This is a genomic window from Cupriavidus metallidurans CH34 (genome assembly GCF_000196015.1).
Lineage (GTDB): Bacteria > Pseudomonadota > Gammaproteobacteria > Burkholderiales > Burkholderiaceae > Cupriavidus > Cupriavidus metallidurans.
The window spans coordinates 37899-57855 of sequence record NC_007971.2 but is presented as its reverse complement, the minus strand read 5'-3'; the positions used below and the strand labels follow the sequence as shown (position 1 = coordinate 57855).

22 protein-coding genes and 1 pseudogene are annotated in these 19957 nt (G+C 60.2%); 4 read left to right on the top strand and 19 right to left on the bottom strand.

Translation table 11 applies throughout. The annotated features are described in order from the left end of the window. Nucleotides 1–45 precede the first annotated feature (45 nt). On the top strand, nucleotides 46–321 hold the full coding sequence (locus RMET_RS29995; RefSeq protein WP_041240742.1) for a hypothetical protein: 276 nt from the start codon (nucleotides 46–48) through the stop codon (nucleotides 319–321). On the opposite strand, the gene RMET_RS29990 is transcribed toward RMET_RS29995, so the two are convergent. From RMET_RS29990 to RMET_RS31920, 3 genes and pseudogenes are all read right to left on the bottom strand, one after another. After that, nucleotides 309–1145: a coiled-coil domain-containing protein gene (locus RMET_RS29990; RefSeq protein WP_011229329.1), complete on the bottom strand. Its 837-nt coding sequence runs from the start codon at nucleotides 1143–1145 to the stop codon at nucleotides 309–311. The genes RMET_RS29995 and RMET_RS29990 overlap by 13 nt on opposite strands. Nucleotides 1146–1178: 33 nt before the next feature. Further along, nucleotides 1179–1853: pseudogene (locus tag RMET_RS29985) on the bottom strand (Tn3 family transposase); the annotation flags it as partial. 808 nt (nucleotides 1854–2661) lie between these two features. Then, nucleotides 2662–3192, bottom strand: coding sequence for a hypothetical protein (locus tag RMET_RS31920; RefSeq protein ID WP_011229327.1), 531 nt, complete (start codon nucleotides 3190–3192; stop codon nucleotides 2662–2664). Nucleotides 3193–3314: 122 nt separating this feature from the next. Between RMET_RS31920 and RMET_RS29975 the strand changes: the two genes are divergently transcribed. Continuing rightward, nucleotides 3315–3527, top strand: a complete 213-nt coding sequence (locus tag RMET_RS29975) for a hypothetical protein (RefSeq protein ID WP_035884213.1) — start codon at nucleotides 3315–3317, stop codon at nucleotides 3525–3527. Between the two features lie 161 nt (nucleotides 3528–3688). Beyond that, entirely contained in the window at nucleotides 3689–5626 is a 1938-nt protein-coding gene (locus tag RMET_RS29970; protein WP_011514811.1) for a GSU2403 family nucleotidyltransferase fold protein, read from the top strand. A gap of 137 nt (nucleotides 5627–5763) precedes the next feature. On the opposite strand, the gene RMET_RS29965 is transcribed toward RMET_RS29970, so the two are convergent. After that, a complete protein-coding gene (locus RMET_RS29965; protein WP_011229325.1) occupies nucleotides 5764–6939 on the bottom strand; it encodes a tyrosine-type recombinase/integrase in 1176 nt (391 codons plus the stop codon). A 425-nt stretch (nucleotides 6940–7364) separates the two neighbouring features. Between RMET_RS29965 and RMET_RS31915 the strand changes: the two genes are divergently transcribed. After that, nucleotides 7365–8369, top strand: coding sequence for an HNH endonuclease signature motif containing protein (locus RMET_RS31915; RefSeq protein ID WP_011514810.1), 1005 nt, complete (start codon nucleotides 7365–7367; stop codon nucleotides 8367–8369). Between the two features lie 71 nt (nucleotides 8370–8440). Here RMET_RS31915 and RMET_RS29955 read toward each other — a convergent pair whose 3' ends face one another. The 15 genes from RMET_RS29955 to RMET_RS34325 all read right to left on the bottom strand — a co-directional run bounded on the left by RMET_RS29955 (nucleotide 8441) and on the right by RMET_RS34325 (nucleotide 19949). After that, complete coding sequence (locus RMET_RS29955) at nucleotides 8441–8815, bottom strand: hypothetical protein (RefSeq protein WP_011229324.1); 375 nt, start codon at nucleotides 8813–8815, stop codon at nucleotides 8441–8443. Nucleotides 8816–8920: 105 nt separating this feature from the next. Continuing rightward, nucleotides 8921–9130 (bottom strand): hypothetical protein, encoded by a 210-nt coding sequence (locus RMET_RS29950; RefSeq protein ID WP_011229323.1) that lies wholly within the window; start codon nucleotides 9128–9130, stop codon nucleotides 8921–8923. A 195-nt stretch (nucleotides 9131–9325) separates the two neighbouring features. Beyond that, the gene (locus RMET_RS29945) at nucleotides 9326–10165 is read right to left on the bottom strand and encodes a hypothetical protein (protein WP_011229322.1); all 840 of its coding nucleotides are present in this window, start codon (nucleotides 10163–10165) and stop codon (nucleotides 9326–9328) included. Nucleotides 10166–10437: 272 nt separating this feature from the next. After that, nucleotides 10438–10752 (bottom strand): hypothetical protein, encoded by a 315-nt coding sequence (locus RMET_RS29940; RefSeq protein WP_035884210.1) that lies wholly within the window; start codon nucleotides 10750–10752, stop codon nucleotides 10438–10440. Between the two features lie 140 nt (nucleotides 10753–10892). Further along, complete coding sequence (locus tag RMET_RS29935) at nucleotides 10893–11372, bottom strand: hypothetical protein (RefSeq protein ID WP_041240741.1); 480 nt, start codon at nucleotides 11370–11372, stop codon at nucleotides 10893–10895. 173 nt (nucleotides 11373–11545) lie between these two features. Then, nucleotides 11546–12001: a hypothetical protein gene (locus tag RMET_RS29930; protein ID WP_017510861.1), complete on the bottom strand. Its 456-nt coding sequence runs from the start codon at nucleotides 11999–12001 to the stop codon at nucleotides 11546–11548. 192 nt (nucleotides 12002–12193) lie between these two features. After that, nucleotides 12194–12622, bottom strand: a complete 429-nt coding sequence (locus RMET_RS29925; RefSeq protein ID WP_011229318.1) for a hypothetical protein — start codon at nucleotides 12620–12622, stop codon at nucleotides 12194–12196. Nucleotides 12623–12846: 224 nt separating this feature from the next. Beyond that, entirely contained in the window at nucleotides 12847–14640 is a 1794-nt protein-coding gene (locus RMET_RS29920; RefSeq protein ID WP_011229317.1) for an adenine nucleotide alpha hydrolase family protein, read from the bottom strand. Nucleotides 14641–15037: 397 nt separating this feature from the next. Then, on the bottom strand, nucleotides 15038–15691 hold the full coding sequence (locus RMET_RS31910; RefSeq protein ID WP_011229316.1) for a hypothetical protein: 654 nt from the start codon (nucleotides 15689–15691) through the stop codon (nucleotides 15038–15040). Between the two features lie 355 nt (nucleotides 15692–16046). Beyond that, nucleotides 16047–16412 carry a hypothetical protein gene (locus RMET_RS29910; protein WP_011229315.1) on the bottom strand — a complete coding sequence of 122 codons (366 nt, stop codon included), beginning with the start codon at nucleotides 16410–16412 and terminating at the stop codon, nucleotides 16047–16049. 156 nt (nucleotides 16413–16568) lie between these two features. Beyond that, nucleotides 16569–17045 carry a hypothetical protein gene (locus RMET_RS29905; RefSeq protein WP_228026876.1) on the bottom strand — a complete coding sequence of 159 codons (477 nt, stop codon included), beginning with the start codon at nucleotides 17043–17045 and terminating at the stop codon, nucleotides 16569–16571. A gap of 150 nt (nucleotides 17046–17195) precedes the next feature. Continuing rightward, nucleotides 17196–18053, bottom strand: coding sequence for a hypothetical protein (locus tag RMET_RS29900; protein ID WP_011229314.1), 858 nt, complete (start codon nucleotides 18051–18053; stop codon nucleotides 17196–17198). Next, on the bottom strand, nucleotides 18050–18850 hold the full coding sequence (locus tag RMET_RS29895; RefSeq protein WP_011229313.1) for a hypothetical protein: 801 nt from the start codon (nucleotides 18848–18850) through the stop codon (nucleotides 18050–18052). Before RMET_RS29895 ends, RMET_RS29900 begins: the two co-directional genes overlap by 4 nt. A 140-nt stretch (nucleotides 18851–18990) precedes the next feature. Next, nucleotides 18991–19248: a hypothetical protein gene (locus tag RMET_RS29890; RefSeq protein WP_231138524.1), complete on the bottom strand. Its 258-nt coding sequence runs from the start codon at nucleotides 19246–19248 to the stop codon at nucleotides 18991–18993. 179 nt (nucleotides 19249–19427) lie between these two features. After that, nucleotides 19428–19949 (bottom strand): hypothetical protein, encoded by a 522-nt coding sequence (locus tag RMET_RS34325; protein ID WP_011514803.1) that lies wholly within the window; start codon nucleotides 19947–19949, stop codon nucleotides 19428–19430. Between the last annotated feature and the right edge of the window lie 8 nt (nucleotides 19950–19957).

Genomic DNA, 19957 nt, shown 5'->3' with positions numbered 1-19957 from the left:
TAGCAGGCAAGCATATCAGGGCTGAGACTTGGTCGAGTCACGTTCATGTTCACTTTGGCCGATGATGCGACGTGCATCATCGGTACGCGAGCGGCCGGTAACTATGCGAAGCCGACACCCGAATGTCAGACCCATGCCCAAGGCGAACGACGCGTCATGGCCGAACTCGGCCATCGGATCATCGGCCTTCCCCGGAAATCGGCGATGAACCTTTTATATGCGGGCATCGGCCGCTCGAGCGCTTGCGCTGGCGTAGCTACTGATGATTATGCCCAACGCGCCCAAGAGGTTGCAGTCTTTTCGGCTAGTCAGCGCGCCTGACCGGCTGTCGGCCGCTCGCTGGCGACGAGATAGGTGCGCAACTCGGCCACGATCCCTTGCTGCGCCTCGTATCTGGCCTGTGACTGCGCCAAGGCCAGCTCTAGATCGCGCACCTGTGTCGACAGGCTGCTAGCTTGGGCCAACGCAGCCCCCAGCTGCTCCTGCAGCGCCTGGGCGTGGCTATCCTTGTCAGCAATCTGCGCCGCAAGCACGCCGTTACGCTGCTCGATCGGCTGCAGCGCCTCGAGCTTTTGTGCCTGGCGCCGACCGAATTCTTGCGCCTCCCGAAGGGCCTGTCGCGTGTGGGACAGTTCGGTCACCAGGCGCGCGCCATCCTGGTTCAGATGGGTCACCTCCTCCTGCTTGACGATGATGGTCTGCTGCGCTTGGCGTAATTCGGCCTGCAGTTGCTGGAGTTGCTGCTCGTGCCGGCGCTGGTCCTGGTCGCGCTGGTCCTTGACTGCCTGGCGGTAGTGATCGAGGGCGTCGCGCGCGTGCTGGTGTTTTTCCTCGAGGGAGCGCCGGTGGGCTTCGTTCTCGGCCAGGCGCTCCTTGAGGTCAGCGACTTGCTGCTCGGCCGTGTGGCGCGCGATCGTCTCTTGCTGCAGTGTCTCGCGTGTGCGACCGTGCGCGTCTCGCTCCTGCTGCAGGGCCGTCTCGATGCGCTGCGCCTGCCCGCCCAACTGCTCGGCGTCGCGGTGCGCGGCGGACAGACTATCCGCGTGCCGGCGTTCCTGTGCCGCCTGCTCGGCGCGCGCGGCATCGATCTGCGCGCTGGCTTCTTCCTGCAATTGGGCGGCCAGCCGTTCCACCAGGTCCTGCAAGGGGTCGCCTCAGAAAACGGAAAATAAAGCACGCTAAGCCGGTTGCAGCGGTCGTAGCGGCCTGAACTTGCCCGCGCCGATCTTGGCGCTGCTGCGCCAGAGGTAATCGCCGGTGAGGTTGATGTGCTCCCAACCGAGCGGCGACAGGTACTGCAACAGCGCGTCATCAACGGCATGGCCGTTGCCACGCAGCGCGTGCGCAGCCCGTTCCAGATAGACCGTGTTCCACAACACGACGGCAGCCGTTACCAGATTGAGGCCGCTAGCCCGGTAGCGCTGCTGCTCGAAACTGCGGTCGCGGATTTCACCCAGGCGGTTGAAAAACACTGCCCTGGCCAGCGCATTGCGCGCCTCGCCCTTGTTCAGGCCGGCATGCACGCGGCGGCGCAGTTCCACGCTTTGCAGCCAGTCCAGGATGAACAGCGTGCGCTCGATGCGGCCCAGCTCGCGGAGCGCCACGGCCAGGCCGTTCTGGCGTGGGTAGCTGCCGAGCTTTCGGAGCATCAGGGAGGCCGTCACCGTGCCCTGCTTGATCGAGGTGGCCAGCCGCAGGATTTCGTCCCAATGGGCGCGGACGTGCTTGATGTTGAGCGTGCCGCCGATCATGGGTTTCAGCGCGTCATAGGCGGCGTCGCCCTTCGGGATGTAGAGCTTGGTGTCGCCCAGGTCGCGGATGCGCGGCGCGAAGCGGAAGCCCAGGAGGTGCATCGCTGTTGTTGATGTCGATTACCGGGATCTCACGATCGCGGACGATCTTCTTGGAAACCACACGCTCGCCGCCGCTCGTAACGACTTCGAGTGTGAGCATGCACCGTTCCTTGTCGACCTTGGGGTTGAACTCCACGCCCGGGGCAAAACCTCCCCTCATGGCTTGGTCCCCATCGATCCAGAGGCGTGGGTTGCCGCGCCTCTCGCCGAGAGTCCGAATCTCCATTGTTTCCAATTGCTTGCTCATGTGTCATCTCCTGAGGTTGAAAGGAGCCACTTGCGATGGCCGTACGCCAGGTGATGACCACCAGGTGGCTGTAACCTGGTGAGCGGTGGGAGGTCGGGCAGGACGCGGAGGCGGGTCGGGTATCCACGGCCAGCGCACGCTATGCGCAATGCGCAATGCGCAGTGCGCATAGGGCAGAAGGCGGCAGCTGGTGACGGGGCTATGGGGTGGATGGAAAAGGAAACGCCCCGGCTGTCTTGCTAGCCAGGGCGTCGGTGGTGCAGTTCATTGATATGGCAGGTCATCGGGCTTTGAGCAGCTGTTGGATCTCCGCAGTGACGGGGCGAAACTGCCCTCGGTGCCCGTTGGTCGGTTGCGCCCTATGTGTGGGAACGGTGCTGGGGAGCTGCACCCTGGGGGCATTCCAGAGGTTGATGGGGGGAATCCTGAGGTCAGGCCAGGTGATCACGAAAGCCTCCTTTGCGTTGGTCTGTGATCGGGTATGGCTCACAGCGTCAGCTAATGGCCGCGCAGAAAAACAAAACCCCCGTGAATAACACGGGGGCGTAGAGGCTTGACGGATCAGGGTGTGACCGATGGTCGTTCGCATACGAGCTGGGTTGCCTGCCCACCGGAGGCAAACAAGGTGAACGCGGCAGGAGCCCGGCCATAGAACCGATCCATGTCGGCGAGCTCGGCCTTCAGCGATTCCTCGCTGGGGCATTTCACCAGAATCCGGTCGCCTTCGGCGTAGCACATGGTCCAACGCTTTTCGAGGTTGACCCAACACCCGAAGTAAGGGGCATCCTGGTCGGTGTCGTACTGTTGCCAGCCGGCGCCGCAGAGCTTGCTGTCATACACGTATCGATCCCGGCTAACAAACCCGAGCGCCAGATCCGCATCCAGATCGCGATGGACGGTATTCCCGCGTGCATTGACTTCCTCGCGGTACATCCCTGCCGCAAGCTGATTCCGCCGGCGACGGTAGTCGAGGACGTGTTCGGCTCGCTCCTGCTTGGTTTTACTCGTCGCGCGACGGGCATACAGCCAACTGCCCAGCGCTTCATGCATCTGACGGCGAAGTTCGTGCTTGGTGGGAAGGGCTTCATTCATCTGTATCTCCTTGAGGTGGGGAGCGTTTGCGTGATGCTTGGCTATGCAGATCACCCACCTGCAATCGAGATACAAGGTCGTGTACCGCATCTCCGAGGTAACAGATAACGGAGTCAGTCACGATGAAAAAGCTAGCCTTCGCGGCATTCCTTGCGATGCCGGGGTCATTTGTCATGATCGCCCTCCTCTGCATTCATCCTCGGATGCGTGCGGAGATGGCGGAAGTTTCGGGAATGAATGTCCTCCTTGGCACCTTGAATCGAAACGCGGCGCTTCTGCTGCTGGTAGTCGTGCTCTATCGCCACTCGATGGCCGATCGGCACGTCCGCCGATGATGTGAAAAGGCCATTCGGGTTCTCCCGATGGCCTTTTTTCTTTGGGGCTTGCGATTGCCGCCGGCCAGGACCCACGCCATGGCGCAATCTGAGACACCCTATGCAATATTGCGCGCTTGTGCCACGCTTCCGCTTTGGCCCACAAGACACACGTTCCTGGGATGTCGGAGAACCACTATCAGACGCTGGGAGTCAGCCCTGACGCTGATGCGGCAACTATCCGCACCGCGTACCGGCGCCTTGCCCAGAAGTGGCATCCGGATCGACTGTCCAAGGCCCCGGAAGCCGAGCGGAAATTGGCCGAAGAGCGGCTCAAGGACATCAATCGCGCCTACGCCGTTCTGTCCGATGACGCGCGCAAGCAGGCCTACGATGCGCGCACAGGGTTCGGCGGCTTCGCGGCAGACGACGAAGCCGACGGCGATGACGATTTCGATTCTGGACCGAGCCGGCATCAACGCCAATCCTCGCGGCGCAGCCCCCCACCAAAGCCCCCGGAGCACGGCCGCGACTTGTTCGTGAAGGCCACTACCGATGTGCAGACTGTGCTTCGTGGTGGGTACGTGAGAGTCGGCTGGCTCGCCGATGACGACTGCCCGCTTTGCGACGGGACTGGCTTCCTTTTCCACGCATACACGACGGAGTGTCCTGAATGCGGCGGTATTGGCTGCTACGCGTGTAGTGGTAGGGGCCGAGCTAGGGCCAGGACGCGCTGCCCTTGGTGTACAGGACGCGGCTACCTATCGAGGGATCATCTATTCGAAGTGACGGTGCCGGCAAGGACGCACAATGGTTGCAACCTCCGGCTACTTGGGAAAGGCGGCCCAGGCTTCAACGGCGGCGCCCCAGGAGACCTCTACTGCATCATTCAAGTCAAGAAGCACAAGCTTGGCCACGTTCGGGGACTGAATGTCTACACGGAGATCCGAATCGATTGCATCGACGCAATGCTTGGTGCCACCCGAACATTCGAAGTCTTGGGCAGCGATCTCCAAATCAAGATTCCCGCCGGGACACGCGCCGGGAAGTACCTCAGGCTTGCTGGGCAAGGGCTGAGGAGCGGGGATGGGTCCGGGGACCTGGTCCTTCACGTCAGTATTGATATCCCCAAGGGCACGTTGTCGGACAAGCAGCGCCTTCACCTGCGGCGGTTTGCGGGGTTGGAGCCTGAGCCGTCAACGGACCAGGAACAGGCCAGGCCAGCGACCACTCGCCATCCTGAATCCGAGCCATTGCGAGCATCGGAGCGCGAGACACCGAGGATGCGGCAGATCGTCTATGCCGAGGCGGTGGCCGACTTCCACATTCGGACAATGACAGCGCAGGAGTTCGCCAACTACTGCATTGCCTCCAAGGCGTTCTCAGATTATGCGGACGGGTTCTATGCCTGGCGCGGGCAAAAGCAAACGGCGCAGCGCGTTGCCGATTTGCGCACGAGCATGCTATCGGTGGAGGGCACCAACAAGACGCTGTTCGCAGGCCAGCATGCGCCTTCAACGCTGGTTTCCTTTCTGCGGGCTCTCCGGCAGATGGAGCTCGGGGATCGATTGGTAGCAATCGGAAACTATGCCTGTCTGGTCTACGCATCGGCCGCCGGTGCCATCATCACGGACGCATCCCGGCACCGGCTCTTTGGTAAGCGGGTGCAACTGTTAGCTGCCGGCGCGTTGACACCAAAGGCTCTGATTGATGCTCTGCGGGAGGTCGATGAGACGTTTGAGGAGTTGGTCGGCCACGCCGGGAGATTCAGTGCGTTGAACGCTGCGGGCCTGACGATAGATATCATTGGGGCCGGCTTGGGAACTACCCTTCCAGGCAAACGAGCCCCAAGCAGGCTGCTCAACGACGAGAGCGCGGAGCTTGAGGACTACGGCATTGCCTCGCTCTTGGGCGACGGCATCGTCAGCGCGGTCGTGGTCTCGGACTCGGGTCAGATGGAAAGGCTCGCTGCATTGAAGCCGTCTACATTCATTCGCTACAAGCGATGGGCGTCGGAACTGGCGGATATTGCGCCAGAAAAGCGCGGGCATTGCTCCAGGATGGCCGCCCTCGTCTCCGAACTGGCACGGGGGATCGCGCCGGCGGCCGTCAACCCCTGAAGAATCGGGCCGGCGAGAATATGCGCCAGCTATCCCACGCGGCTTTGAGCCGCTCGGCTGGCCTATTTCGTGTGCATGACGTGGCGTCGTGGCTGCCGCGATGCCGGACGGGGGGGCGGCGACTTGCCGGCGAGTCACTAGTCATTGCCAAAGCTGCGCCAGGAATCCCACGCGGCTTTCAGTCGCGCAGCGGAGATTTCTTCCGCGAACCCCAGCTGGTTCTGCACGCCCAACGTCGTTTCGCCTGACGCAAAAAGAGCCGCGGCAAAGCTGTTCCGGAGTATTTGGGGGCTGATGCTCTCGGCAGCGGCGCCCTCCTGGCTCGTGTACACCCCCGACTCCTGCATGACCGCCTCACATACGCGCAGTGCCATGACCGAGTTCATCGCACGCCCAACCAACCGGGTACCGGTGCCATTGCGGCCACGCCGGGAGATTCCTGCAGCCCCCTCTGTATCGAGGAGGTCGATCCATGAGCCGGCGCTGGGCTTTGCGTCCGGAGAATCTTCCTCGAGGGCCTGCAGCCGGTCGGGATCAACAATCTCCGCCGGGAAAACCAGATCGCCCACCTTGCGGCCCTTCTTCAGGCATTCGCGCTCCCACTTCCGTCGCTGCGCCAACCATCGTTTGAGCAGATCCGCCGCGAACGGCATGACGCGCACCTGGTGAAAGAACTTCGAATCCTCTTCCTGAACGGTGATTTGTACGGCACGTTTCGTCTCGATGCAGCTAACAGTCAGGCTCAATGCCTGGTGAACCTTCAGGCCTGCCCCGAGAAACACGGCCACCATGGCGCGGTCGCGTAGTTGTTTGCGGTGTGCGGTGATGTCGGTTGCTGGTTTGAGCGGGCTGTTCAGATGGGAGACCAGTATGTCGTACTCAGAACGGCGCAGGAAGCCCATCTGCAGCGCTGTATTCAATAAATTCTTTCTACCCGGTTCTATCCCTTGGGACGAACAGCTAGCGGGATTGAGCCGCTCGTCGGTCGTTGCATCGGCGCCGAGGAGGTGTTTGAATACCCGCTCAAGGAGAGCACGATATCGTTCCCGCTGGCTTGACGCGTTGGTGTTGGCCAGTGTCGAAAGAAAATCTGAGACATCCTTCGCAGTTGTCTCGGTGACTAGGATCTTCCTTTGGTCCAGGAACGCGAGGAACTTCCCCCACTGCAGCTTGTAGATCTCAACTGAGGAGACTTTCAGCTGCGGCGCATCCTTTCGGCGGCCCTTCAGCGTGGAGAGCCAGCCGTCAAAAGCTTGCGTGGGGTCGTTCTGCCAGTCGACGGTTTTCGGCTCGAAGATTTCCTTGTTGGCCATGTGCGCTCGCGGGATGTGTGGAGGGGTGCTTCACGCTTGACTGTTAGCTACATTATACATTTGGGTGCAAATAACGGCACATATTTGCCGTTTCCCCCGCCGGAATCTGCTGTTTTGTCCGCGGCATTGATGGGGATCTGCAACGCTTTCGTAGGCCGGTGTCGATTGATCTGCAGCCTATAGGTTGTAGCCATGCGGTGGAAATTGGCCTACACGTGCGCTGACGGCGGCCTGCAAGAAATCGAACGGTCGCTCGGCCGCGGGCCATCTAACCGAACAAGAGGATGGGTTACTTGCCCTTCCCCCCCCATGTCGTCTTGTTGCTGTGGCAGTTCTGGTGTTGCGCTGGGGGCTGCAGCCGAGTCTCCGGTGACCCGGAGCACCGCGGAGGCTCGTGAAACATCCCGACCGAACCAGGGGTTTGAATGACTGTTCCCGTCGTCCCCTCTTGCTGGGAGCACATCGTCAAGAAGGCAGAGATCGCTTTCTTGGCGCCGGCACAACGTGGCCTGAGCGACGGCGTGGGCTTGATGCGGCATGGGAGGCTGGCGTGCTCGCTCTACTGGTCCGCTACGCTGCCCGGCCACCAGTTGGAGCTCGCCATTTGTACTGAGCGCATCGAGTCGACGGCCACCCGCCCGCGGAAGATTACGGCGTGGATTACCCGACAACTCGCCGTCACTAAGCGCTATGCGGGCCATCAACGTGGCGCCGACTGGCTCGGGATTGGGTTTGCCAATACGCACGAAGCGCTGAGTTTCCTGGGCCACTATCACGATGTCCGCATAGGCCTCCTGAACCCAGACGATCTCTATCGGGAAGGTGCGGCCATACTAATGTCGCCGCCTCGGATGGTGGCGTTGCCAGCTGCGGAGCCGGCTGAAGCTTCAAACTCGCTTGTGGCCATTCCTCCGAGCTCCATAGCAGAGATTGAGACGGAAGCCTCGTTGTTGCACCAGTTCCGACAAGCAACGGCCCATATTCCCGCCAAGTCTGAGGCCGACCAGCTTGCGAGACAGCAAGTAGGCCTGGATTTGATCAGGAAGGCCCTGCTCCGACTCCACGTGACTCGCTGCGACTTAACTGGGCTTGGGGACCCCGCCCTACTTTGCGTAACCCACCTCAAGCCTTGGTCCGCCTGCACCGACGCAGAACGGATGGACTTATCCAACGTTTTACTGCTCGCCACCCATGTCGACATGGCATTTTGCAGCGGCTTGGTGTCGTTCGATGACGATGGCTGCCTACTCATGTCGTCCGAGTACGGGGACTACTGTCGCTACCGTGGCATCTCGGTCTTAACGGGGGCGCTCAGGTTGCGTCAGCCCGACGCAGATATGTGCAAGTACCTCGCGTGGCATCGGGCGAATGTGTACCATCGCGCCCCGTCCTGGTGGCTTTCGGGACTGGCCACAAGGCCTCGTACCTGAAAGCGGGCCACAAAAGAAAAACCCCGGCAGCTCGAGAGAGCAACCGGGGTTGGTTTGGATCAGACTTGGGTTCAGGCCTTCTGCAGCCAGGGACGTTCCCCCTCGACCCGCTCGGTCATGTCGACAAAGCCGCATTGCACGAGCATTTCGCAGAACTGCTTGCCCGTTACGTGCTTGGCGTCTGCGGCGGACATCAATGCCAAAAGGTCACCGAATTCCGCCAGCGCCGCCCATGCGTCGTCAAAGACTGTGAGTTCTGGAACGATGTCGCGACCAAGCTCTCGCCACACCACGCGCATCTCCCCGGTGGTGCCGCCTTCCGGGGCATAGAAGCCAAACAACACTTCATCGAGCACGGATGTCTTACCGCGGTGATACCAGGCCTCCGTAGAATGGACAAAACCACGCACGCAGCCCGCATGCTTGCCAGTCTCGATTGTTTTCATTTCTGTGCCTTTCTCCGATTCGGGAATTGTGCCGTAAGTGCTTGCCACAGGGCGAGTCTCTACAGGCGTTTGATAGCTGCCGTGGACGATGCCAAACCAGTAGATTCAGTCCTCCACGTTTGCGAGTGCATCCTCGGGGTCCGTGTCGGTCAGCAAACGCTGCGCCGCACAGGCGCCACGCCATGCCTCGACCTCATGAGGATGGGTGGCCTTGTCAAAGCGATACCCTTGTCGTACGTGATAGCCCAGCAACTCGTAGAGTTGTCTGGCCAACTCGTTCGTCTGCTCGACAACCTGCTTGTCGGTTCGCATCATCTATCCTTGGTGATGCCCTTGGGGCCGCCCTGTGAGGACGGTTGGGCGGTGGTTGGATTGGAGGAACGGGCCGCAGGGCGCCCCGACTCTCCACATGCCTGGTAAGGGGTGATGCCCTACAAGCAGGTATAGATCCGGGCCGTGACCAATCAGAAAGAAAAAGCCCACCAGACATTGGTCCGGTGGGCTGGGCGGTTAAGCCGCGCGTCGCTCGAGGACGGTGACGGTCTTGGGAACCATGATGGTTCGTTCAACCGGCGCGAAGTCAGACAGCAACTCGATGAAATTCTCGCGAATCTCATCGCACGCAGCATCGAACGCCGTGACGACGTCGACGCGCGAGCGCAGTTCGTCCATGCTCATGTCACTGAAATCAGCATCCTGGTCGATGGGACGCATTGGCCAGTGCGAAAGCGTGACCGGGGACTTTTCGTAGTTCACGCGCCCGCGATCGCCGGTGGCCGAACAGACGCCGCAACGGTTGTCCGCGGAACAGTCCTTCAACAGCGGTTTGAGCTTGCTAACCATGGCCAGCTTTTCGGTGTCCGAGAGCGCGATCGCCTGGATGGCCGATTGACCGAGGTAGACGTCGTCGTGCCAGAGGCCCCCATTGCGGAGGATTTCGGCGCCGATGATGCCTTCCGCGCCGTCCAAGGTAGGAGCGACTCGCCTGAAGTTCCGCTGGCCGCACGACCGGCAGAAGGACAGATGCTCCGTGCTCTTGTACTCACTGCGATAGAGGACCAAATAGCCACCGGAGCGCCCGTTCGTCCCGATCGTGTACATCCCGTGCATGGAGTGGGTGAACTCGCGAATGGGATCATCTATGCGATCCCAGTACGTCTCCGCCGCCAGCATGTCATACGCGGCGTCGGTTTGCTCGCGGTTCAAGCCAAGCCGGTCGACCTTGATGCAGTGGGCATACGAAGTACTGCGGTTGTGGCTGCCAGCGGTGTGGTAGCGGAAGTGCGAGGACAAGAATTCCGTCATCGCACGGCGGGAACGGCGGTCTACTGCTTTGGAAAAATGGCTCATGATCGATCTCCTGGGTAAGAGGCCACTTGCGATGGCCTGACAGGTAGGAGATGTTTCACACGGAGCGGTACTCAAAAAAAGAAAAGCCTCCAGTCACACATCGTGAGCTGGAGGCTGCGATCGCGGTGCGATCAGGTTATGCCGGTAGCGGTTCAACCTTGACGGTGACCCACTCTCCGTTGACCAGATGGTCAGTTAGGCGGAAGCCATTGAGTTCGTAGACAAACGTTGTACCTGCCTTGGCACGGATGACCATGTTTAGCTCCTCAGCCTTAGACGGTACCGAACTGCTGTACGCCGGCATCCTTGAACCGCTTCAGCGCATCCCGCAAGCCATCGGCATTGGGCAACACCTCGGCTTGTGTTTCGACACCACCGGGTGCGTAGAGCGCGATTCCGATGGGTTTGCCCGGCTGCAAGTTGGTGCTATCGGTCGTCCAGTCAGAGATCATGATCTGCCAGGGTCCCGATTGCCCTTGGAGCTCGAGGAACCAGCCCGAGTACCCTCCTCCGGTCGAGGCATCCGTAAGGCCCTCCGATCGTAGGAAACCCTCGATCTCGGCGCCAGTTTCAAAGGTGTGATCCATATCAATCTCCTGTTCGAGAAATTCTAGCCTGGTGCAGGCTCTACTCCTTGCCTCTTGATATGAAGCGCAGGTGCACACAAGCCGGCCGATCAGAAGAGAAAATGGCCCGTCACTCGCGAGAGTGGACGGGCCGTCGTTGGTTAGAGTGCCACAGGCTCAGGAATGTCCTGAAGCTGCTCGTCGGCGACGACTTCCAGCTCGTCGAGCCGTTTCCGCGCGTCCAGGACAATATCGGCAAAGGCCGGATCGTCGGCAGGAGCGCCACGAAGGACCGTTACGCCAACATCGTCGACAAAGGCGAACCAGGCAGGGGGACTGCCATTGCTGATCTCGCGATCACGCATTGTCTGTCCTCCGATCAGGCTCCCAAGCGTCATCGAGCAGCATGACTCTCCGTCCACGATGCAGCCTGAGACGATCATGCCGCCAAGCTTGTTCGTCTGGATACTTGCGTCTACGCCGCCACCATCTCCGATATCGACCGCGACTCGGTAGCCGCAGCCGTGACAATGCGCCGCCGAGGACTCGTACCCAAAATTGTCCTCATACAACGTTGCAAGGCAATCCTGCCCACAATGAGGACAAAGCTCCTGAAAATCGACTTGCCTGGAGGTAGACATTCTTGTTCCTTCTGAAGAATTGAGGCCTCGGATCTGGCCTGATATGCCGGAATGATCAACATCGCGGCATACCCGGCAGCACGCACGAGTTGCCGCAGGAGGGAGCCGCCGCCCCGCCGCGATGGCTCCAGACAAAGAAAAACCCCGGGCACTATGTGCGCCGGGGCCATGGGTTACTCCTTTACGATCACGCGGCTAGCGGGCTCGTTCCGGCGGGTACCGTCGTCGATCAGGTGAGCGATTTTCGTCGCGAGGTCGCGCAGGAGAACCCCCGCATGGACCACCTTCAGCACCATCGTTCCCTCAGTCTGGACCAAAATACGGAGTCCGTGCTGACCAGGGGCATGCTCGAGGACCAAAAAACCCTTCAGTTTCGAGGTATCCACGCGAAACTGCAGGGCAGGCGCACGTTCGGCCTGGAGGTCATCGACATCTCGGAAAATGATTCGATCGATGTCAGCGCCGGCGTCAACCAGCATCTGCCAGAGCGTTCGCTCACCGTCCGGGGCATGGAGGACTTCCACAACCTCAATCATGTTGAGAAGGCGCTGCGATTTGATCAGGTCACGGTCGACCGGCAGCTTTGTTGACGAAAAGCCATTCACTTCGGTGTTTGCGGATTCGATCATGCTGTTTACTCCATTGGTAGGGTTGGTAGGGGCATTCCCCCTTGTCCTTGCCAATGGGAATGAGTCACACACGTCCACAACCAGAAGCTCCGGCCAAAAACAAAAAGCCCCGCTCATCTTTCGGATGAACGGGGTTCTGAGTTGCACTACTAGAGTGCTAGTCGATGCGACGAGTTTTGAAATGCGCAGTGCCTACTGCGCAGGCGGATCGCTCCGCTTTGCATCGTCGGCCGCCGGCGTCGTGCTGCCAGCTGGATCTGCACCATCCAAGATGGCCTTGATTGCCTTCAGTGCTTCCGGACGATCGTTCTTCAGCAGATTGTCGAGATCACTGAGCAACCTGTTCTTGACATGTTCCGCGGCATACTGTCCAGCTCCGTCGATGACGCACTGGATGTACGCCACACGTTCTGCCTCGGTCTCGAAGCTCTTCTCGCCGGAGTCAGCCATTTCTTCTGCCACCTGACGAATGGCATCGTCCTCGTCGACTGCCCAGACGGATACCGAGTAGTCGCCTTGCTCGTCGTCGCCAGGCTGCCAATCCAGAGTTACACAGAACAGCTCCAGTGCAACCGCCAGTTCAAGTCCAGCTGTCGTTTCGTTCGAGATTGCATTCAGCACAATATGCTCCTGATATCCAGTCGCCCGCGCCCCAAAGGCACGGAACGCCCTGGGGGTTGTTGGGAAGTCCTTGCGAGAAGAGATGTAGATCAGGAGAACAGAAAGGGGACGCCACCTTGCCGTAACCCTCCTCTGCGGCGGCCCGCTGCCCGATCACCATGCGCGCCACAGCGTACCGGAAAAGAAAAATCCCCGGGCAGCGTGGATACGCCCCCGGGGAGTGTTTAATTGAACAAGAGATCGACTTGTGCCGATGCCGTTGTCGCCTTCCCGCCCCATGCAACCCGGGCTTCAGGCGGTAAATCGGCAAACCCGACCGACCGACCAATGAGTGCGTCTATGTCGTACTCACAGGTAATACCGAGACGATCCTTGTGTGCGGTACGACGGCAGATCGCATCGTGTTCGTTCTGCTGCGCGTGTGACAGGGAGAGACACCCGTAAGACAAGTACCAAAGGTACCCTGTGGTAACTCCGCCCGGCATCACTCCCTGATCATGCATTCGGAGCAATCGGTCCACCTCGAAGTCCTCGATAAAGCAGGCACTCTCGAGGTCCACCGAGAAAGTAGGCTCCGTCTCCACGGCCCACGCAAGCTTTCCGTCCCGTAGGGTCGTCAGCTCCGGCGCACATCCACTTCTCTCGGTGAGAGCCTCAAAATACGGGTCACGCAGGCCAGTCCATGTTGCATTGCCAGCCGTCGAATCCCACTCCTTGCCAACATGCAGGAACCGCGCAACAGGTATCGGGCTTTGCTTGACTGCCGGCACATCTGGCACATCGTAGCGGACTCCTCGTTGCCTGATGTCCCGATGGTCTGCCCAGACCGAGAATGGCATGGCCACGCCGTTCAGAGATTGCATTGCGTCCACAGCGATCATGACATCCAGCGGAAGCAGCCTGAACTTCGGCTGCTCACCAGCACTCGCTGCACGCAACTCTTCGTCGTAGTCCAGCTGCAGCATGTAGCGCGTGAGCGCACGAATCATTGAAGGATGGTAAGTATCCGGCTGGATTGTGACCCAACCCTCTTTGATCGTCCGCCCCACCCAATGCCGCCTCTGCCAGTCATACCGAGTATTGCGGATGAAACGGTTCAGCAGGTTCAGCCCTTTGGCGTAAGCATAGCGCGCGTCGTACTCGATCATGTTGGCGAGCGATTTGTCCTCCGCAACTTGGCACACGTGGCACCCGAGTCGAGCACCACAGCCGCCCTTCCCGCGCTTCTCGCCGCCCTCATAGATTGCATCAGCGACAACTGCGCACGACGTGCCTGAGGAATGTGCATACACGCGTTTCGTTTCTTCGAAGTCCGAGAACGATGGGTACTGCTGACCGCCGTAGATTGCGATGGCCTCCCATATATCGTCGGTGCTCCATACCCGAACCGGACTGAGGATCAGCTCGCCGTCCTTGTTGCGAACCGGCACGTCCGAGCGGTCACCGCGGACAAGCATGGCAGCGGCGCGGCGTTGGCCCTCGTCCAGGCGGGTGCCCAGACACGTTACGGGCTCGCGGAGCTTCTCCTGAGCAAGCTTTCTGAACAGCTTGCGTCGGAACATGCGCTGAGGATGAATCTTGAGATCGACAGAACAGTCACTTTGAGAGCCCGGGAAGCTTGGAAGGCCTCGGCCGCTCAGAATCTTCAACTGCCAGGTCGAGAGCAGCGTGGGCTGAACCGTCTTCGTAAGAAGCCGAACGCCGTGATCCTTCGCAAACCGCCGCATCTTCGCCGTCTCAGCCTGGTACAAGGACTGGGACTCAGGTGACTCGACGCCAGTATCCCCTGTCGTCACGATGACCAGTGGATTGCCCCCAGACGCCTTTGCCAAAACTGCCGCGTGGAGAACCAAGGCAGCCACCACAGAACTGTCCTTCCCTCCGCTGTAGGCCACAATAATCGGATGGCCGCCGGCGAACAGGGCCCCGATCGCTGCCAAGGCCTTCTCGATCAGTTCCTGCACGGTGAAGACCATTTCGTCACGCCTGAACAGCTCGATCGTCTTTGTGTCAACCATTTCTTTGCTCCTGATAGCCAGCCGCTCGCCCCGCACGGGGTGCGAGGCATTTGGCGGTTAAGTGGAAAACCCTTGCAGAAGGGAATGCAGATCAGGAACGCGCAAAGAAAATGCCGCTCACATAGTGAGCGGCCGTGTGTGCTGGTAGCCAGCACGTGGTTATGTTGCGGGTGGGTGCCTCAGCCGCGGTGCCAGGCTGTTTGCCCCGGACTCAGACTGCTGCGCCTTCGATGCTGTGGAACACCCATTCCCAATATCCGAGCAGGGTGTCATCGTTTGCTACCTCTGATCGCCACGCCGACCTGGGATGATCTGGGTGTTCAGTGTCGAAGGTCGCTCGCAGCCAGGCTGGGGAGCCCTCCTCGAGCTTTCCGTAGGATTGGGAAGAGTGTGTTGGTTAGATTTGAACGGAGAGGTCATGACGACCGCGCACAGGAAGCACGCGCGGAACGGAATGGCTTGGCTCCCACCGCGGCGTCCTGCCGTGCTCGGTGACGAGATCAAGGATTGCCCATCCATTCTCTTCGGCGAGTTCGTTGGCATACTGAACCGCGCCTTCGTACGTGGCGAAGTCGCCAACGCAATCGCTCCCACATTCTTCTTCCGGCTTGTAGTGCAGATAGACGGAATAGAACTGGGGATCGACGTTGTCGAGCTCGACGATGCCGCCGCCGGCATCTCGCGGAGAGTGCTCATTGCGTACGCCTTGGATCTCCACGGAGTTGAAACGCTCCGGGTGACCGCCGATAACCTCGTCGGCATAACGATCGGCAAGGCGATCAAGCTGCTCGGAAAGCTGCGGATCTTCCGAGTAGCGCTTCGCCAGCGCCAGGAACAGGATGCTGTCGACGAGCACCCAGCCTGCATCGTCGCCAAGGCTCTTCGGGAACGGAAGAATCTCGCGCAGGCCGGCAGCGTAACGGGTCGCCTTGTCAAAGCTCGACCAGCCATCCTCTGCCGACCAGAAGCCGGCCCCGTGCTCACCAGGTGTAGCATCGGTCAGAGCCGCGGCTTCGGTGGGCGAGTAAAGAACATAGAACTGGTCTTGCATTTGGGATCTCCGGATGGAAGTTGGACTTGCCCGGAGTGATGAGGAACAGGCGCGACTAAGTCTTGAACACCGCCCCCCGCGTTGATTGTTGTAGACCACCACCGCCCGCCGCCCCCCGCGACGGGGAGCCCAGCCATCCGCCCGGCGCCGAGGCGCTCGCGGGCGTCGTGCGCGACAGATAAAAAATGCCCACCGGTTCCTGAGTCGGAACGCGATGGGCATGGACGGGTTGGATAGTGTCCGGCGATGTGGAACAGCAGCAGTAAGATCCCGGCCGCACTGTGGCCGGCCGAATGAAAAACCCCACCAGTTGACAGCAGTCACCTGGTGGGTCGATGGGGTTACGAAAGCGGGATCAGTGAGCGACCCAGCCAACCTGCGGGTCGTAGCGACCGTTCAAGAAGGGGCCGAAGAAGATCCCGGGATCGGAAGACGCCCGGAGATCGTCGAAATCGGCGTTCACGGCTTCCACGATGTCAGTCGGCAAACCCGCGGGATGCAGCGTGCTGCGGACAATACCAACGGATGACATCACTTCTCGAGTGTAGACCCCCCAGTCCGGCAGGAAGACGCCGCCAGCGTTGTCACGGAAGTCCTTTTCGTAGTAGTCCGGTTTCAGGAACCGCACCGCTACCGTCTCGCCGGCCAGAGGTCCAGCAACGACGTCGAACCGGGCCTCGCCGCGATAGTTGGAACGCCAACGTACAATTTTTTGTGCCATAACGCCTGCTCCTGTAAGGGTTGTTCTTGCAGGGAGGAGATGCTCGACATGAGTGCGTAGATTGACTGGCCCTCAAGGGGTTCTAGAGGAGGGAAAAAAGAGAATGCCCCTCAACCGTTGTGGTGAGGGGCACTCCAGGTTTGGACTTAGCGGATATCAGCCGCAGATCCGCTTGAGGCCTCTGTCGACCAGGTCTCCATCATAACTGATGACGACCTCAACATTTTTGCAGGAGGCCTCTACCGCCCCTAGCGTCCTTGCGGTAATGAGGTACCCGTTCTCGTCCACTTGCGCAGACTGGCCGTAGAAGATCGCGTTCCGAACCACTGCAGCCAAAACTCGCTGGCTGCCCTGATCGTCGGCCCAACTTGGCGCCACGGTATTACGGGCCTGGACTTTACCGCTGCACACCCGAAAATGCTGATAGTGCTTTCCCGAGCGCACCGCCACGGAGTCACAGTCCCCGAACCGACCGACATAGATGATCTCGGCGTCGCGTCCGTTGATGGTCGCGACCGTCGTCTGGCGAGTCTGCGCAACCATGCCTACGGTTTCGTCGATCGACGCTCCGAATACCTGGCCGCACAGAAGTACTCCTGCAAGCTGAACTGCCAGAATCAGAATCTTCCTCACGATGGTGCTCCACGTTGTCTTGGTACAAGGTAATGGCAATCAGCCGTGATCAAATGTCGCTTGTATCTTTGGTCAAGTTCACGGAACGCAAAGCACGAACCTTGAAGAAAGAAGCCACCGTATCGAGAGGATACGGTGGCCATCAGGTAGTTAGGTCTGACCTACGCCAGCCAACTCAGACCCGCGCAACTGGTCAACCAGAGTGCAAAACGCCTCCTTGTTACCGCGAAAGAACGCGCGAACGACGTCAACTTTGTCGCCAAAGCCGGCCGAGACATTGCCACCAGAAACCGTAAAGGATACGGGATACCCCGCCCCATCGCGGTTCACGCGCAATACGCCCAACTTCAGTATGGATCGCCCTTTGGCCCACCGAAGAAGTTCGCCAACGACCCGACGCTGCAGTTCTTCCTGCGCCGCGGTCGCTCGCTGCCGAGCGGCAAAGGTGTTCTCTCCGGCCAGCAGGCCTTCCGCGTAGCGGCGGGCGCTGTCAGCTCGACGAAGCAACTCGCTCGCTTCGCCGGCACGTCGGACAGAGGCGTCGATACGCTGGGATGCCCGCTTCGTCATTTTCGTGAACCCGACCCCCATGGGGAACGCGTTTCCCTTCCTCATCGGGTCCGACGCTAGGCGCAACAGCCGCGTCGCTCGCCTGGTCAGATCATCGCACTTGGCCATTGCCGTCCTGATCTCGTCAGCATCGACTGAGTTCAGGACAACGCCGGCTGACATGGCCGCACGGATGCTCGCGTCAACTGCTGAGTCACCCAGCGCCAGGGGCGCCAGTTCCGCCACATAGGCAGGCGATGCAGCGACGGCCGTCGGCGTCGAAGCACGAGGCTGGGACAGCGTGCTGATGATCGGGACTGCGCGGGCCTTCGGCAAGTACTTTTGGTACTCGGCCAACGCCACATAGGCAGCCTCCTCAAAGTGCACGCCCTGGATGGAGTTCCCCCGCACGACGATCCGATCCACCGCGCCGCCTTCAATGAACACGATGGCCATCATCGAGCCCCGTCCTTGGGCACGAAGTGGATGTCGTTCTCCTCGGCGTCATAAGTCCAGTGCCCATCGGCATCAGGGGAATACGACTCTCCTTTCAACAGTTCAAGAGCAACCGCCCTTTCGCCGTCTCGCAGATCTGGGAGCCATCCATCCACCATGCTGGTGAATCGCTGCTCGTAGAGCTCGTAGAACTGGCCACATCCCTGGTTAGCCAGCGCCGACATCTCGCGGATCTTGGCTTGAAGATCCTCTCGCGTGAGCGGTCGCAACTCATACTCACGTTGGCCCCAGCCGGCCTTCCAGTTCTTCGCCAGTGCGATATCGCCGGCGACCAACGGTGAAGGGTCAGGGTTTGGGTAGCTGGCATAGCCTGCTTGGAACGCAAGCTCGATGGCCAGAGTTTCTTCGCGCCTGTCGGCAAACAGCCTGCTGAGCGCGATCGCCGCACTGGCCTCCAGCGCATAGACGGCCGGATCTGCTGGAAATACAGTCGTATTTGTATCCTCGCGAATAGCCTCCGGCCTTTCGAGTACGCGCAACACCAGGGCACCCAACACGGTGAGCTTCAGCGAGGCGCCATCACGCATGGCATCGCCCCCTTCCCCCGTACTTGCGCCTGCAGCTGGCTCAATGAGACCGAGCATCCGCAACGACCGACAGGATTCCTCGGTCAACTGTGACGCGGCATACGCCGCTCGGCGCACTGCACGCAGGCCATCAACGGTCTCCGGCGGCATTTCCACGCCGCAAAAGCGCACCGCCCCATCCTTTGCCTTGATCAGGCTGCGAACTGACTTCAATGTTTCCCTCCTGGGCAAGTACATTTCCACCTATCTCGCTTCATATCGCGTAGCAATACACACTCAGTGGAAGACGCACGATGTTCGAGCGAAAAAAAGCCCGCATAACGCGGGCAAGCGGTGATACGAGGAGAAAGGGGTCAGGCGGCGCCAGGCACGAACAGCGTATAGACGACGTACACGAGGCAGAGAGTGGCGAAAAAGCCGCTCAGAACGAGAGTCAGTCGATTTTCGACCAACAGATCCGTCACAAACGCATCGAAGTCCGGGGGCACGGAGGAGGCGTTACCCGTTTTCACGGTGAAAAGGCGCTTCCGGCGCTGGAAAGCGATCAGGAAGATGAAGGCACAGATCACGAGGGCAACACGGGCAGCAACAAGGGCAGTCATGGTGGGCATCAACCTTTTCGGTTACTCAACGCTTCTTATGCTACATAACACGTATCGATACGTCAACAAGCAATTTTTTGCGCATCAGACGCACCATGTGCAGAGCACTGTAGGCTATCGAGTCGGAACGGCGTTACGGTGGGGATGCTTCGAGAAGACGGTGTGAGAATCGATGATGTTCGCTCGGCTCATTCGCCGGCGAAGGCGATCGCGTCATTTGGGACATCGATGCCATGGTGCTCGCGCACTTTCTGGCGGAACGTGTGCCATTGCTCTAGGCCGGCAACGCCGTGAGCGCAGAAGAGACACTGGGGAGCTCCGGCTATCTGCGCTTCGCCGCCGGCGTGCACGTCGATGCCAAATCGCTTACTGAAGCGGGCAATACAACTGCCATCGGCCCAGTTGACCCAGACGCTGTCGCCATGGGCGGAGGTCAAGACCTCGAAGGCGGACACTTCGGCATCTGGCCGGCCTGGCTCGGCCTGCGCTGACCCGCCGGCAGCGCCGCGCTTTGGCGACTCAACCCTCAAGGCCAACCGGTCAAGGAAGCCACTGGCTTTTTCGGCAGACCAAAGTTCGCTCGCTCGGCCATCAGGGTCACCGCCCTGCTGCAAATACCAGTCGCCAAAGCGCCATCCGACCAGATACTGCTCAGACCGTCCGGCCGGCTCTCCGGCAGCGGCGACGTCATCAAGACACTGTGTATCCATTTCGAAGG